The 13,730-nt window shown below is 56.2% G+C and carries 15 protein-coding genes and 2 tRNA genes; 12 read left to right on the top strand and 5 right to left on the bottom strand.

Annotated features, from left to right (window positions below; all coding sequences use genetic code 11):
- Positions 1–51 precede the first annotated feature (51 nt).
- The 3 genes from dxs to xseB are packed head-to-tail and all read right to left on the bottom strand — an operon-like array spanning position 52 to position 3,084.
- On the bottom strand, positions 52–1,920 hold the full coding sequence (dxs, locus tag ACTG27_RS12035) for a 1-deoxy-D-xylulose-5-phosphate synthase (protein WP_429059900.1): 1,869 nt from the start codon (positions 1,918–1,920) through the stop codon (positions 52–54).
- 21 nt (positions 1,921–1,941) lie between these two features.
- On the bottom strand, positions 1,942–2,832 hold the full coding sequence (gene ispA, locus ACTG27_RS12030; RefSeq protein WP_005349523.1) for a (2E,6E)-farnesyl diphosphate synthase: 891 nt from the start codon (positions 2,830–2,832) through the stop codon (positions 1,942–1,944).
- Complete coding sequence (gene xseB / locus ACTG27_RS12025) at positions 2,833–3,084, bottom strand: exodeoxyribonuclease VII small subunit (protein WP_005338838.1); 252 nt, start codon at positions 3,082–3,084, stop codon at positions 2,833–2,835.
- A 211-nt stretch (positions 3,085–3,295) separates the two neighbouring features.
- Here xseB and pomA point away from each other — a divergent pair, with 211 nt between their 5' ends.
- From pomA to greA, 3 genes are all read left to right on the top strand, one after another.
- A complete protein-coding gene (gene pomA, locus ACTG27_RS12020; protein WP_005349525.1) occupies positions 3,296–4,054 on the top strand; it encodes a flagellar motor protein PomA in 759 nt (252 codons plus the stop codon).
- Between the two features lie 8 nt (positions 4,055–4,062).
- Positions 4,063–4,956, top strand: coding sequence for a flagellar motor protein MotB (locus tag ACTG27_RS12015; RefSeq protein ID WP_005349528.1), 894 nt, complete (start codon positions 4,063–4,065; stop codon positions 4,954–4,956).
- Between the two features lie 156 nt (positions 4,957–5,112).
- Complete coding sequence (gene greA / locus ACTG27_RS12010; protein ID WP_005338833.1) at positions 5,113–5,589, top strand: transcription elongation factor GreA; 477 nt, start codon at positions 5,113–5,115, stop codon at positions 5,587–5,589.
- Positions 5,590–5,665: 76 nt separating this feature from the next.
- Here the strand turns inward: greA and ACTG27_RS12005 are convergent, their stop codons facing one another.
- A complete protein-coding gene (locus ACTG27_RS12005; RefSeq protein WP_127006339.1) occupies positions 5,666–6,247 on the bottom strand; it encodes a PilZ domain-containing protein in 582 nt (193 codons plus the stop codon).
- A gap of 103 nt (positions 6,248–6,350) precedes the next feature.
- On the bottom strand, positions 6,351–6,647 hold the full coding sequence (yhbY, locus tag ACTG27_RS12000) for a ribosome assembly RNA-binding protein YhbY (protein ID WP_005338829.1): 297 nt from the start codon (positions 6,645–6,647) through the stop codon (positions 6,351–6,353).
- 97 nt (positions 6,648–6,744) lie between these two features.
- On the opposite strand from yhbY, the gene rlmE reads away from it, so the two are divergent.
- The 9 genes from rlmE (at position 6,745) to rimP (ending at position 13,730) form a co-directional block, all read left to right on the top strand.
- Entirely contained in the window at positions 6,745–7,374 is a 630-nt protein-coding gene (rlmE, locus tag ACTG27_RS11995) for a 23S rRNA (uridine(2552)-2'-O)-methyltransferase RlmE (RefSeq protein WP_005338828.1), read from the top strand.
- 45 nt (positions 7,375–7,419) lie between these two features.
- Complete coding sequence (gene ftsH, locus ACTG27_RS11990) at positions 7,420–9,366, top strand: ATP-dependent zinc metalloprotease FtsH (RefSeq protein WP_042060094.1); 1,947 nt, start codon at positions 7,420–7,422, stop codon at positions 9,364–9,366.
- A gap of 59 nt (positions 9,367–9,425) precedes the next feature.
- Positions 9,426–10,271, top strand: a complete 846-nt coding sequence (folP, locus tag ACTG27_RS11985) for a dihydropteroate synthase (RefSeq protein ID WP_439979724.1) — start codon at positions 9,426–9,428, stop codon at positions 10,269–10,271.
- Between the two features lie 15 nt (positions 10,272–10,286).
- Positions 10,287–11,621 carry a phosphoglucosamine mutase gene (glmM, locus tag ACTG27_RS11980; protein WP_005338823.1) on the top strand — a complete coding sequence of 445 codons (1,335 nt, stop codon included), beginning with the start codon at positions 10,287–10,289 and terminating at the stop codon, positions 11,619–11,621.
- Positions 11,622–11,752: 131 nt separating this feature from the next.
- Positions 11,753–12,517, top strand: a complete 765-nt coding sequence (tpiA, locus tag ACTG27_RS11975) for a triose-phosphate isomerase (RefSeq protein WP_043822828.1) — start codon at positions 11,753–11,755, stop codon at positions 12,515–12,517.
- Positions 12,518–12,844, top strand: a complete 327-nt coding sequence (gene secG / locus ACTG27_RS11970; protein ID WP_005338811.1) for a preprotein translocase subunit SecG — start codon at positions 12,518–12,520, stop codon at positions 12,842–12,844. It begins immediately after the preceding gene.
- A 7-nt stretch (positions 12,845–12,851) separates the two neighbouring features.
- A tRNA-Leu gene (locus tag ACTG27_RS11965) sits at positions 12,852–12,936 on the top strand.
- Positions 12,937–13,028: 92 nt separating this feature from the next.
- Positions 13,029–13,105, top strand: a tRNA-Met gene (locus tag ACTG27_RS11960).
- A gap of 166 nt (positions 13,106–13,271) precedes the next feature.
- On the top strand, positions 13,272–13,730 hold the full coding sequence (rimP, locus tag ACTG27_RS11955; protein WP_005338809.1) for a ribosome maturation factor RimP: 459 nt from the start codon (positions 13,272–13,274) through the stop codon (positions 13,728–13,730).

The raw sequence follows: 13,730 nt of genomic DNA, 5'->3' as shown, positions 1-13,730 counted from the left end.
TTTTCGAACCGTTAGTGAATTTTCCAGTCTATTGCATCACATCGTGTCTCGTCAGGCTTGCAGCCAGCTTTCGATGCTGCGCTGGATGCCTGCATCGTCCAGACCGAGCAGGGCATAGATCTCCTGCTGGGTACCCTGTTCCACGAAGCGATCCGGCAAGCCGAGGTTGAGCACCGGCTTGCACTGCTTGCTGCACATCAGCAGTTCGTTCACCGCCGAACCGGCGCCGCCCATGATGGCATTGTCTTCGATGGTGACGAAGTGATCGTGGCTGGCCGCCAGCGACAGCACCAGCGCCTCATCCATCGGTTTGACAAAGCGCATGTCCACCAGGGTGGCATCCAGTGCTTCGGCGGCCGCTTTCGCGTGGTGCAGCAAGGTGCCAAACGCCAGAATGGCAGTGCCCTTGCCCTCTCGCAGGATTCGTCCCTTGCCGAGCTCCAGTGCCTGCATTTCTGACGAGATGGGGGCGTCGCTCAGGCTGCTGCCGCGGGGGTAGCGCACTGCGGCAGGGCCCTGATGGAGATAGCCGGTATAGAGCATCTGGCGGCACTCATTCTCATCAGATGGCGTCATCACTACCATGTTGGGCACGGTGCGCAGGAAGCTGATGTCGAACGCCCCCTGATGGGTCGGGCCATCGGCGCCCACCAGACCGGCCCGGTCGATGGCGAATAGCACCGGCAGATCTTGCAGCGCTACGTCGTGGATCACCTGATCGTAGGCGCGCTGCAGGAAGCTCGAATAGATGGCCACCACCGGCTTCTTGTCGGCGATGGCAAGACCCGCGGCGAACGTGACCGCATGCTGCTCTGCAATGGCCACATCGAAGTAGCGATCCGGATATTGCTGGCTGAATTTTACCAGCCCCGAGCCTTCGCGCATGGCGGGGGTGATGCCGACCAGCTTTTCGTCTTTGGCGGCCATGTCGCACAGCCATTGGCCAAAGATGGCGGAGAAGGTGGGTTTGGCGCTGCTCGCCTTGGGCAGGGCGCACTCGTCCGGATTGAACTTGGGCACGGCATGATAACCGATAGGGTCTTTTTCGGCCGGCTCGTAACCCTTACCCTTCTTGGTCTTGACATGCAGCAGCTGCGGGCCCTTGAGATTGCGCATGTTGCGCAGGGTCTCGACCAGTGCCTCGATATCGTGACCGTCGATGGGGCCGATATAGTTGAAGCCGAACTCCTCGAACAGGGTGCCGGGCACCACCATCCCCTTGAGGTGCTCTTCGGCCCGCTTGGCCAGCTCCTTGACCGGTGGCAAACCCGCCAGCACCTTCTTGCCGCCTTCGCGGATGGTGGTGTAGAGCTTGCCGGACATGACCCGGGCCAGATGGTTGTTCAGCGCCCCGACATTCTCGGAGATGGACATCTCGTTGTCGTTGAGGATCACCAGCATGTCCTTGTGAACATCGCCGGCGTGGTTGAGCGCTTCAAAAGCCATCCCTGCGGTAATGGCACCATCACCAATCACCGCTACCACCTTGCGACCCAGCCCTTCACTCTCGGCGGCGACCGCCATACCGAGCGCCGCACCGATGGAGGTGCTGGAGTGGCCGACGGAGAGCACGTCGTACTCGCTCTCGCCGCGCCAGGGGAAGGGGTGCAGACCATCTTTCTGACGGATGGTGTGGATCTGATCACGGCGCCCGGTCAGGATCTTGTGGGGATAGGCCTGATGGCCCACATCCCAGATCAGCCGATCGAACGGGGTGTTGTAGACGTAGTGCAGGGCCACGGTCAGTTCGACCGTGCCGAGACCGGAGGCAAAATGTCCGCTGGAGCGGCTGACTGAGCGCAGCAGATATTCGCGCAGCTCGTTGCACAGCACCGGCAGCCGATCTTTGGGCAAGGAACGCAGCTCGACCGGAGTGTCCGCGAGGGCCAGGTTGGGGAAATTGCTAATATCAACGCTCATATTGTTACTGTTATCCAGCGTTTAGTGGGTTCGCTCGATGATGTAATCGGCAAACGCTTCCAGAATGTCGGTATTGTAGGGCAAGGATTGCAGGGCTGTTAAGGCTTTCCCATGCAGTTCGCGAGCCAGCTCACGGGCATTTTCGAGTCCGAGCAGGGCCGGATAGGTACTTTTCTCCAGCGCCAGGTCAGAACCTTGCGGCTTGCCCAGGGTGGCGGTATCACCTGTGATGTCGAGGATGTCATCCTGCACCTGAAAGGCGAGGCCAATCGCGGCGGCATAGGTTTGCAGTGCAGCCAGCGTGGCGTCATCGACATCGGCTTTGCACAGGGCGCCGAGCGCCACGGCACATTCAATCAGTGCTCCGGTCTTGTGGCGGTGTACCTGCTCCAGCTCGGCGAGCGAGATCTGGCGTCCTTCGGCCTGCAGATCCAGCGCCTGACCGCCACACATACCGAGATAGCCGGAAGCGCGGGCGAGGGTACTCAGCATCCGCACCCGGTTGGCCATCAAGGAGTCGGGCATGGGGTGATCGGCCAGAATGGAGAACGCCAGAGTCTGCAGCGCATCACCGGCCAGAATGGCGGTTCCTTCGTCAAACGCCTTGTGAACGGTTGGCTGACCACGACGCAGGTCGTCGTTATCCATGGCGGGCAGGTCATCGTGCAGCAGGGAGTAGGCGTGGATGCACTCCACGGCAGCCGCGGGGCCATCCAGCAGCTCGCTCTTGACGCCCAGCATCTCGCCGACCGCGTAGACCAGAAACGGGCGAACCCGCTTGCCGCCCAGCAGCAGGCCATAACTCATGGCATCGCGCAGGCGTGGCGCCATGGCGGGCAAGGATTCAAGTTGTGCGGACAGACAGTCGTCAATACGCTGACGATGCAGACGGGAAAAATGGTCCAGCGCCACTCACTCCTCTCCTTGTTCTGGCTGGAAGGGGGCGAGCTGGTCACTGCCATCGGCTTGACTGAGCAGGATCTGGATCTTCTGTTCGGCCAGTTCCAGCTTCTGCTGACCGGCCCGTACCAGATGAACGCCCTGCTCGAACTGCTTGAGTGCCTCTTCCAGGGGTAGGGAACCTTGTTCCAGCTGATGAACGATGGTTTCCAGCTCTTCCAGAGTGGCATCAAAACTCAGACGGTCGATTTTTTTACTGGCCATGTCCATCCTCGGGGATTGAAAAAAACGGCTTATATTAACATCGACCGTCCACAGGGGGGAGGCAGAAAAGCATCCCCCCCTCAAACTCTCGCTAAACTGGCCGATAATGAGCCATCATTCTCAGTGGATGCATGCTTGCCGCATGGGTCGCAATAGCAGAAAATTCAACAGACTATAAATAGACATAAGAACCGGTGACAGGAGTAGGGACGTGGATCTAGGCAGTCTGATAGGGATAGTGCTGGGTTTCGGGGTGGTGGTGTACGGCATGCTGCTGGGTGGCCCCATGAGCATGTATGTTGATATGCCATCGGTCTACATCACTGTATTGGGATCAATCTTCATCGCCATGATGAAGTTCAACCTTGGCCAGTTCCTGATGGCATTCAAGGTGGCGGGTAAAGCCTTTATGTACAAGGGCGACAAGCTTGAAGACCTGATTACCAAAGCCGTTGAACTGGCTGACGCGGCTCGCAAAGGGGGCTTTCTTGCGCTGGAGGCCGCAGAGATCCCCAATGCATTTATGAAAAAAGGGATCGATATGCTGGTGGATGGTCACGATGCCGAAGTGGTGCGCGCCGTGATGGAAAAGGATATCGACCTGACAGCCGAGCGCCATGTCATTGCCATCAAGGTCTTCCGTACCCTTGGGGATCTGGGCCCTGCCATGGGGATGATAGGTACGTTGGTGGGTCTGGTGGCCATGTTGGCCAACATGAGTGACCCCAAGTCGATCGGGCCGGCGATGGCGGTGGCCTTGCTTACCACCCTGTACGGTGCGATAGAGGCCAATATGTTGGCTATCCCGATTGCCGACAAGCTGGAGCTGCGCAGCGGAGAGGAGAAGCTCAGCCGTACCCTGATCCTTGATGCCATTATGGGGATTCAGGATGGCCAGAATCCGCGGGTGATCCAGTCCATGCTGCAAAACTATCTGAACCAGTCCAAACGTAATACCGGCACCGAATAGGGGGCGTTATGTCTGATTGCAAGTGCCCGCCACCAGGGCTCCCTGGTTACATGGGAACCTTTGCCGACCTGATGTCGTTGCTGATGTGCTTCTTCGTGCTATTGCTCTCCTTTGCCGAGATGGATGTGCAGAAGTTCAAACAGATAGCCGGTTCCATGGACAAGGCATTCGGGGTACAGAACATCCTTGAGGTGAAAGATATTCCCAAGGGAACCTCGGTGATTGCCCAGGAGTTCAGGCCCGGTCGCCCGGAACCCACGCCAATTGATACTGTGATGCAGCAGACTATCGATCTGACCCAGACAGAACTGGAGTTTCTGCCCGGCGAGTCGGATCAGGCCGGTGGTCAGGACAAGAGTGATGGCAAACAGACGGGGGGCGATACCGCGCAGGATGCGAAGAAGGCGCAAGAACAGTCCAATACCCTGGCCAAAGCCCTCGCAGAGCAGATGAAAGATCAGATCCAGGACGGTGCTATCGAAATTGAGGCGCTGGGCCAGCAGATCATCATCCGGATCAGGGAAAAAGCGTCGTTCCCGGCTGGTTCGGCGTTTCTGCAGCCCCAGTTCTGGCCGGTCATTCGCAAGGTCGCGACCCTGCTCAAGGATGTGCCGGGTGAAATCACCATCTCCGGTCACACCGACAACGTGGCGACCGAAGATGAGCTGTTCCAATCCAACTGGGAGCTGTCGTCGCAACGGGCGGTGGCGGTGGCGCACCAGATGCTGAAGGTCCCCGGTTTTGATCAGGGGCGACTGGTTGTGCAGGGGATGGCGGACTCCCAACCATTGGTGCCCAATACGACCCCGGAAAATCGTCGGATGAACCGGCGGGTGGAGATCGCCATCATGCAGGGCAAACCGACTGTTTCGGCCCCCATTTCCGTACCGGAAGGGAAGTAAGCGAGGGTAATATCGATGACGCAAGTGGGATCTGCATCAGGGGGCTGACGTGGATTTTGTGTTGGCTTCATATTAAGATGCCTCATCCGAACCGATTGCTGCGGCCTCCTTGCAGATGGCCGCAGTTTCTATTTTCAAGCAACCCAGGTTTCGACTATGAATCATACTCCGATGACTGTTCGCGGCGCTGAGAAGCTGCGCGAAGAGCTCGATTATCTCAAGACCGAGCTTCGTCCCCAGATTATCGAAGCGATTGCCGATGCCCGTGAGCACGGCGATCTGAAGGAAAACGCCGAATACCATGCCGCTCGCGAGCAGCAGGGGTTCTGTGAAGGCCGCATTCAGGAGATTGAAGCCAAGCTCTCCAATGCTCAGGTGATCGATGTCACCAAGATGACCAACAACGGCCGCGTTATTTTTGGCGCGACTGTGACTCTGCTCAAGAGCGAGACAGAGGAAGAGGTGGTTTACCGCATCGTGGGTGATGATGAGGCTGATATCAAACAGAACCTCATCTCTGTCAACTCCCCCATTGCCCGCGCCCTGATTGGCAAGGAAGTGGACGATGTCGCAATCGTCAAGACCCCGGGCGGTGATGTGGAATACGAAGTGCTAGAAGTCGCTTATATCTAAGCGAATGCTACAGACGATGAAACAGGGGGGCTTGCGCTCCCCTGTTTGTCTTTATCTATGTGATTATTGATAAAAATCAGGACAGATACGCCTCGGTAAAGGCGTCCTGATGGCGCTGAAACAACCAGTGGCGCAGCCGTTCGATGTTGTTCTCGCTCATCTGAAAGCTCAGCGCCCAGGTGGCATGGTCGGCATTGGCTTTGATGCGCCTTACCAGTCGTCCCTGCAAGGGAAGAGGGGCCTCTTGCTCGATGCAGAGCTCGCCGTTGATGGGGGTATCGGCCACCATGTCGGTTGGCAAATTTTCCACGATGAGGCCGTTGAGGGAGAGGCTGAGCACCTGAAACAGGCCCAGCTCGCTGCAAAGCTTGGCTTTTTGGGTGAGACGCCAGGCGCGCGGTTGGGCAAACCCCAGCTCCCTGATGACCGGTGCAGATAACCGGGGCTCGACGAAGCCATCTTCCCCTTGGGTAAAGCTCAGGGGAAAACGCAGCTGATGACCTGCGAAGCGGGCTTCGAGTACAAGGTGTTCGGCTTTTTGCAGCAAGCCAAGCATGGGGGCATCGAGGTGACCACTCAGAACATGGGTGTCCTGATTGCTCCCCAAGTCCCGCAGCATGGCCAGCTCATCGTCGGTCAGAATAGGATGGTGAGCCATAATGCGTGTCCGGAAGTATTCATCGCAGGTTAAGGGCTTTGCGACTACTTTGGCAAGCGACTCGGGAAGAAGTGGAATAAGGAAAGAGCGATGCTCTTTCCTTTTACTTGCGGGGCAGCTGGATTTTGGGTTCGTTGGCTTGACGATAAATGGTCAGCACATGACCCATGCTTTGCACCTTGATTGAACCGGTTTCACGGACGATAGCATCCATAACCAGTTGTTTCATTTCGCGATCTTCAGAGGCAACCTTAACCTTGATCAGCTCGTGATGGTTCAGTGCCAGATCGATCTCGGCCAGTACACCTTCGGTCAGACCATGCTGACCCAGCAGGACGACAGGCTTGAGGCTATGGGCAAGGCCCTTGAGGTACTGTTTCTGTTTATTGTTGAGAATCATCGCAATTTCTTCATAAGTCAGGGTTGAAAGGGGCGTATTCTACCCCCACTTAGCCCTTAATACTAATAACCCTTGTGGTTTTTTAAAGTCGATTATCATGACCCAGAAAAAACGTTCCCCCAGTTCAACTCGCTGGTTAAAAGAACATTTTGACGATCAATACGTCAAAAAAGCCCAGAAAATGGGCCTGCGTTCTCGTGCTGTTTTCAAGATTGACGAGATCCAGGGCAAGGATCGCTTGCTGAAACATGGCATGACCGTAGTGGATTTGGGAGCAGCCCCCGGTGGTTGGTCCCAGTTCGCGGTTGAACAGGTTGGTGATTCGGGTCGCGTCATCGCATGTGACATTTTGCCGATGGATCCCATTGCCGGTGTCGATTTCCTGCAAGGGGACTTTCGGGAGGAAACTGTACTCGGCGCCTTGCTGGAACGAGTGGGCCCCGACAAGGTCGATGTCGTGATGTCTGATATGGCGCCCAACATGAGCGGTACCCAGCAGGTGGATCAGGCTCGCGCCATGTATCTGGTCGAGCTGGCGCTGGACATGTGCAATCAGGTATTGCGTAGTGACGGCAGTTTCGTGGTGAAGGTGTTTCAGGGAGAGGGCTTTGATGCCTATCTCAATGAAATTCGTAAACTTTTCTCCGCTGTCAAAATTCGTAAACCAGACTCATCCCGCGCCAGATCACGGGAAGTCTACATTGTGGCTACCGGTTTTAAACTGTAGTACCCTAACCTTCATCGTTAACTGTCAGTCTGCGAGGTTACTGATTTGAGTGACATGGCGAAAAACTTAATCCTGTGGCTGGTCATCGCCGTCGTTTTGATGTCGGTGTTCAATAGCTTCAGCCCCAGCGATACCACTAGTCGCCAGCTGGACTATTCCAGCTTCGTTAAAGAGGTGACCCAAGAGCAGATCCGTGAAGTGCGGATGGACGGTAAGGTCATTAATGGCGTCAAGCGTACTGGTGAACGATTCACCACCATCATCCCGGCGCCGGATCCCCAGCTGCTCAACGACATGCTCAATCACAATGTCAAAGTGATGGGTGAGAAGCCGGAAGAGCCGTCTCTGTTGACCTCTATCTTCATCTCCTGGTTCCCGATGCTGCTTCTGATCGGTGTCTGGGTCTTCTTCATGCGTCAGATGCAGGGCGGCGGTGGCAAAGGTGCTATGTCGTTCGGCAAGAGCAAGGCTCGCCTGATGAGCGAAGATCAGATCAAGACCACCTTTGCTGACGTTGCAGGTTGCGATGAAGCCAAGGAAGAGGTGAAGGAGCTGGTCGACTATCTGCGCGACCCGAGCAAATTCCAGAAACTGGGTGGCAAGATCCCGACCGGTGTGCTGCTGGTTGGTCCTCCCGGTACCGGTAAGACCTTGCTGGCCAAGGCCATTGCGGGCGAGGCCAAGGTGCCGTTCTTCACCATCTCTGGTTCCGATTTCGTGGAGATGTTCGTCGGTGTCGGTGCCTCCCGGGTGCGTGACATGTTCGAACAGGCCAAGAAATCTTCCCCTTGCATCATCTTCATCGATGAAATTGATGCGGTCGGTCGTCAGCGTGGCGCCGGTCTGGGTGGTGGTCATGATGAACGTGAGCAGACTCTTAACCAGATGCTGGTCGAGATGGATGGCTTTGAAGGCAATGAAGGCATCATCGTCATTGCTGCCACCAACCGTCCTGACGTACTGGATCCGGCACTGCTGCGTCCGGGCCGTTTCGACCGTCAGGTTGTGGTCGGTCTGCCGGATGTCCGTGGTCGCGAGCAAATTCTGAAAGTGCACATGCGCAAAGTTCCGTTGGCGGATGACGTCAATCCGGCGCTGATTGCCCGTGGCACCCCCGGTTTCTCCGGGGCGGATTTGGCCAACCTGGTCAACGAGGCAGCCCTTTTCTCTGCTCGTGAGAGCCGCCGAGTGGTCTCCATGGCCGAGTTCGAGAAGGCCAAGGACAAGATCATGATGGGTGCGGAACGCCGCTCCATGGTGATGAAAGAGTCCGAGAAAGAGATGACTGCATATCATGAAGCCGGTCACGCCATCATTGGTCGTCTGGTTCCGGATCATGACCCGGTTTACAAGGTCTCCATCATTCCGCGCGGTCGTGCGCTGGGTGTGACCATGTATCTGCCGGAGCAGGATCGCTGGAGCCACTCCAAGCAGCATCTGGAGTCGATGATCTCCAGTCTGTATGGCGGTCGTCTGGCAGAAGAGCTGATCTACGGTGCCGAGAAGGTATCGACTGGTGCATCCAACGATATCGAGCGTGCCACCGAGATTGCACGCAAGATGGTGACCCAGTGGGGTATGTCCGAGCGTCTCGGCCCGATGCTCTACGCGGAAGAAGATGGCGAGGTGTTCCTCGGTCGCAGCATGGCCAAGGCCAAGCATATGTCCGACGATACCGCTCGCGTGATCGATGCAGAGGTCAAGCAGGTCATTGATCGTAACTACGCCCGTTCCAAGCAGATCCTGCTGGATAATATGGACGTGTTGCACAGCATGAAAGATGCGCTGATGAAGTACGAAACCATCGACGCCAAACAGATCGATGATCTGATGGCGCGTCGCGAGGTACGTGCTCCGAGCAACTGGCATGACGAGCACGGTGATACCCCGCAAGGCGGTTCCACCGTGGCTGCCGAGGCCAAGCCTGCCGATGAGGCTGCACCGGTGGCGGATGTCACTATCGACAAAGCCAACGATGCTCCGGCCAAATAATTGTGACTCTCCAAACCCCGGGCTTGCCCGGGGTTTTTCTTTATCAGATGGACGTGAAAATGCAGTTAACCAGCAAGGGGCTCAGCCTCTCCCTCGATCGTCCCCATGTGATGGGGATCCTCAATGTGACGCCCGACTCCTTCTCCGATGGCGGTAATTTCAACCAATTTGAACGGGCAATGGGCCATGCGCGCCAGATGGTCTCTGACGGTGCGACCCTCATCGACATCGGTGGCGAGTCAACCCGCCCTGGTGCGCCCGATGTGAGTGAGCAGGAGGAGCTGGACAGGGTCATTCCTGTCGTGGAGCAGATAGCCCGTGAGCTGGATGTGATGATCTCCCTAGATACCTCCAAAGCGGCTGTGATGCGGGAGGGTTGCAAGGCGGGAGCCCATCTGATCAACGATGTGCGGGCGCTGCAAGAACCTGGAGCACTGCAGGCCGCGGCCGAGGCCGCTGTCCCTGTCTGTCTGATGCATATGCAGGGACAGCCGCGAACCATGCAGGTCGAGCCCCACTATGACGATCTGATCGGAGAGGTGCGCGCCTTTTTTGAGCAGCGCATTGCCGCTTGCCTGGCAGCCGGGATCCCGCGCGAATATCTGTTGCTGGATCCGGGATATGGCTTTGGCAAAACCCTTGCACACAACTATCAGCTGTTGGCGGCTCAAAAGGAACTGCTTGATTATGGCTTGCCGCTATTGGTGGGGATGTCGCGAAAGTCTATGATAGGCAACCTGCTGGGCCGTCCGGTGGATGAGCGTCTGGCGGGCAGCCTGGCATGCGCCCTTATCGGCATGCAGCATGGGGCCCGCATCATCAGGGTACACGATGTACGGGTGACCATGGACGCATTGCGCGTCGGTTGGCTGGCAATGACGGGACAAGATTTTATTTCCAGATAATAAAGAGAACAGACAATGGCAAGAAAGTATTTCGGTACCGATGGTGTGCGCGGCAAGGTTGGCGAATACCCGATCACACCTGATTTTGTAATGAAATTGGGTTGGGCTGCCGGCAAGGTGCTCTCCAAGAAGGGCACCAAAAAGGTGCTGATTGGCAAAGATACCCGCATTTCCGGTTACATGCTGGAATCCGCGCTGGAAGCGGGGCTCTCTGCTGCAGGCCTTAAAGCCATTCTGATGGGGCCCATGCCCACGCCGGCGGTTGCCTACCTGACTCGCACTTTCCGTGCCGAAGCTGGTATCGTCATCAGCGCTTCCCACAATCCCTTCTACGACAACGGCATCAAGTTCTTCTCCGCCGACGGCACCAAGCTGCCCGATGATGTCGAGCTGGCTATCGAAGCCGAGCTGGATCACGAGCTCAAGTGTGTCGAGTCGGCCGAACTTGGCAAAGCGGTGCGCATTGATGATGCTGCCGGTCGCTATATCGAATTTTGCAAGAGCACCTTCCCCTCCCACATGAATCTGGATGGGGTGAAAATGGTGGTCGACTGTGGCCACGGCGCCACTTACCACATTGCGCCGTCGGTTTTCCGCGAGCTGGGCGCTGAAGTGATCACCATGGGCTGTGCCCCGGATGGTCTCAATATCAACGATGGTGTCGGTTCGACTGCGCCTGACGCTCTGGTTGCCAAGGTACTGGAGTGCAAGGCCGATCTGGGGGTTGCCTTTGATGGTGATGGTGACCGTCTGATCATGGTCGACCATACCGGCTATCTCATCGACGGTGATGAAGTGCTCTATATCATCGCGCGCGATGCTCTGCGCAATGGTCGCCTCAAAGGCGGTGTCGTCGGCACCCTGATGGCCAACATGGGTCTGGAGCTGGCGCTGCAAACCCTGGGCATTCCGTTTGCCCGTGCCAAGGTGGGTGACCGCTATGTGCTGGAGATGATGGAAGAGAAGGGCTGGCGTATCGGTGGCGAGAACTCCGGCCACATAATCTGCCTGGATCAGACCACTACGGGTGATGGCATCGTAGCCGCCTTGCAGGTGCTTACCGCCATGCGCAGCGCCGAGATGCCGCTGGCCAAGCTGCGCTCCGGCATGAGCAAGTTCCCGCAGGTGCTGGTGAATGTTCGTTTTGCCGAAGGCAAGGATCCGCTGGCCGCTGATGCGGTCATGGCTGAGGTTGCCAAGGTGGAACAGGAGCTGGCTGGTCGTGGTCGCGTACTGTTGCGTAAATCAGGTACCGAACCGCTGATCCGGGTCATGGTCGAAGGGGAGCATGAACAGCAGGTGCGTGACATGGCTCAGCGCATAGCCAAGCAGGTCGAATCGGCGTTTTAATGAACAACCAGGGCGGCTTTTTAGCCGCCCTGGTTGTATCTTGTTCAAACGATTCAAAAATTTAAAAATAGCACTTGTCAGCTGAGCATCCTCTGGATATTATCAGCCCCGCTTTCGCAAGGGAGTTGCCGATGGGACATCGCAAGCCGTTTGTAGCAGCAAACTGGAAGTTGCACGGTAGTAGGTCGCAGTTAGAGCAGTTTACAAGTCAGTGTCTAAACGGCGTTGACGGAAAAGTAGATGTGGTTCTCTGTCCTTCCCATGTGCATCTCGACTTTAGCGCTTCACTGCTCAATGAGCAGAAAGTAATAAAGTTGGGGGCTCAGAATGTGAGTCAGCACGCTACTGGCGCTTACACTGGAGAAATCTCGTGTCAGATGCTGGTCGAGGCAGGGTGTCGTTACGTATTGGTAGGGCACTCCGAGCGCAGGCGTCTCTTTGGTGAGACCAGTTTTATCGTCGCAGAGAAGTTTGCGGCAGCCAGAGCGGCAGGCTTGATTCCCATCCTCTGTTTAGGTGAATCAGGTGCGGCTAGGCAGGCGAGAAGAGCCTTCGAGGTGATCGCTGAAGAGCTGGATATCGTCATAGAGAAAAATGGCGCGATGGCTTTCGATAATGCTATCATCGCCTACGAGCCGATTTGGGCTGTAGGTACAGGTAAATGCGCCACACCCGAGCAGGCACAAGAGGTTCATTCCTTTATACGTGGTCGCTTGGCGGAGGATACTCCGGTAATAGGTGAGAAAGTTAGAATCATCTATGGTGGGAGCGTAACGCCGAGCAACGCGAGAGATTTGTTTGCACAGCCCGACATTGATGGCGGACTGATTGGCGGAGCAAGCCTCGATAGCGATGCGTTTTTAGGAATTGTTGAAGCGGCAAAGGGTGCAAGTTAAATGTACGAGATTCTTTTAGTCGTTTATCTGCTGGTTTCACTGGCTCTGATTGGTCTGGTGATGATTCAGCAAGGTAAAGGGGCTGATATGGGCGCCTCATTCGGCGCAGGGGCATCGAACACAGTATTCGGCTCCGGTGGCTCAGGCAGTTTCCTGACCCGAACAACAGCAATTTTGGCTACTCTGTTTTTCGTTATCAGCCTGGTGCTCGGCTCTATGTCCAGCAACAAGGTAAAGCAGGGTAGTGAATGGGAAAATCTGCAACAAACCCAACAGGTTGAGCAGACCAAAGCGCCAGTGAAGAAAGATACTGACGTTCCCGAGTAAGAGTTTTGCCGTGGTGGTGGAATTGGTAGACACGCTATCTTGAGGGGGTAGTGCTCTAGGGTGTGCGGGTTCGAGTCCCGCCCACGGCACCAATTAAGCAGTGAGCTCGGGAAACCGAGTGTATTATAGCCAGTCAGTCTTGTATCGAGAGAGTGAAGTGGCTATAATCTCGCACGATTTCGGACGCGGGGTGGAGCAGCATGGTAGCTCGTCGGGCTCATAACCCGAAGGTCGTCGGTTCAAATCCGGCCCCCGCAACCAAATTTCACGCATTTCCTACGCTCAGGAAGGCGGTCGCTGCGAGGCGACAATCAGGGTAAAGCGCCAAGCCCCGATTTGACATCGGGGCTTTTTGTTATGTGCAATTTACTCTGAATCGATATCTATCTGGGCTTTATGCCCTTTTTTTGTTTTTCGGAGGGTGACTTTGGCTACGTTGGAACAACGTTTGACCGATCTGCTCGAGGCTCCGGTCGTTGCCTTGGGTTTTGAACTTTGGGGTATTGAGTTTATCCGTGCGGGTAAACACTCCACCTTGCGTGTCTATATTGACGGCGAGCAGGGGGTGACTGTCGAGAACTGTGCTGAGGTCAGCCATCAGGTTGGCGCCATCATGGACGTCGAAGATCCCATCACCGAGGAGTATTACCTCGAGGTATCCTCCCCTGGCCTGGATCGTCCCCTGTTCAAGGTTGCCCATTTCGAAAAATACGTTGGCCAAGAGGCGGCGGTAACGCTTCGGATGGCAACAAACAACCGCCGCAAGTTCAAAGGCGTAATCAAAGCTGTGCAAGGCGACATGATCACCCTGACAGTAGATGGTAAGGACGACGTGTTGGCTTTCACCAATATCCAAAAAGCGAACATAGTGCCGAACTTTGGTTAA

This window comes from Aeromonas sp. 97A (assembly GCF_051919185.1).
In the GTDB taxonomy this organism is placed as follows: domain Bacteria; phylum Pseudomonadota; class Gammaproteobacteria; order Enterobacterales; family Aeromonadaceae; genus Aeromonas; species Aeromonas veronii.
The sequence above is the reverse complement of the archived record's forward strand: the minus strand, read 5'-3'. Positions and strand labels throughout refer to the sequence as shown.

Coding starts and splice junctions, on each gene's coding strand:
- dxs (WP_429059900.1), bottom strand. CDS start 1,920: ATGAGCGTTGATATTAGCAATTTCCCCAACCTGGCCCTCGCGGACACT.
- xseB (WP_005338838.1), bottom strand. CDS start 3,084: ATGGCCAGTAAAAAAATCGACCGTCTGAGTTTTGATGCCACTCTGGAA.
- ACTG27_RS12015 (WP_005349528.1), top strand. CDS start 4,063: ATGTCTGATTGCAAGTGCCCGCCACCAGGGCTCCCTGGTTACATGGGA.
- greA (WP_005338833.1), top strand. CDS start 5,113: ATGAATCATACTCCGATGACTGTTCGCGGCGCTGAGAAGCTGCGCGAA.
- ACTG27_RS12005 (WP_127006339.1), bottom strand. CDS start 6,247: ATGGCTCACCATCCTATTCTGACCGACGATGAGCTGGCCATGCTGCGG.
- yhbY (WP_005338829.1), bottom strand. CDS start 6,647: ATGATTCTCAACAATAAACAGAAACAGTACCTCAAGGGCCTTGCCCAT.
- rlmE (WP_005338828.1), top strand. CDS start 6,745: ATGACCCAGAAAAAACGTTCCCCCAGTTCAACTCGCTGGTTAAAAGAA.
- folP (WP_439979724.1), top strand. CDS start 9,426: ATGCAGTTAACCAGCAAGGGGCTCAGCCTCTCCCTCGATCGTCCCCAT.
- glmM (WP_005338823.1), top strand. CDS start 10,287: ATGGCAAGAAAGTATTTCGGTACCGATGGTGTGCGCGGCAAGGTTGGC.
- tpiA (WP_043822828.1), top strand. CDS start 11,753: ATGGGACATCGCAAGCCGTTTGTAGCAGCAAACTGGAAGTTGCACGGT.
- secG (WP_005338811.1), top strand. CDS start 12,518: ATGTACGAGATTCTTTTAGTCGTTTATCTGCTGGTTTCACTGGCTCTG.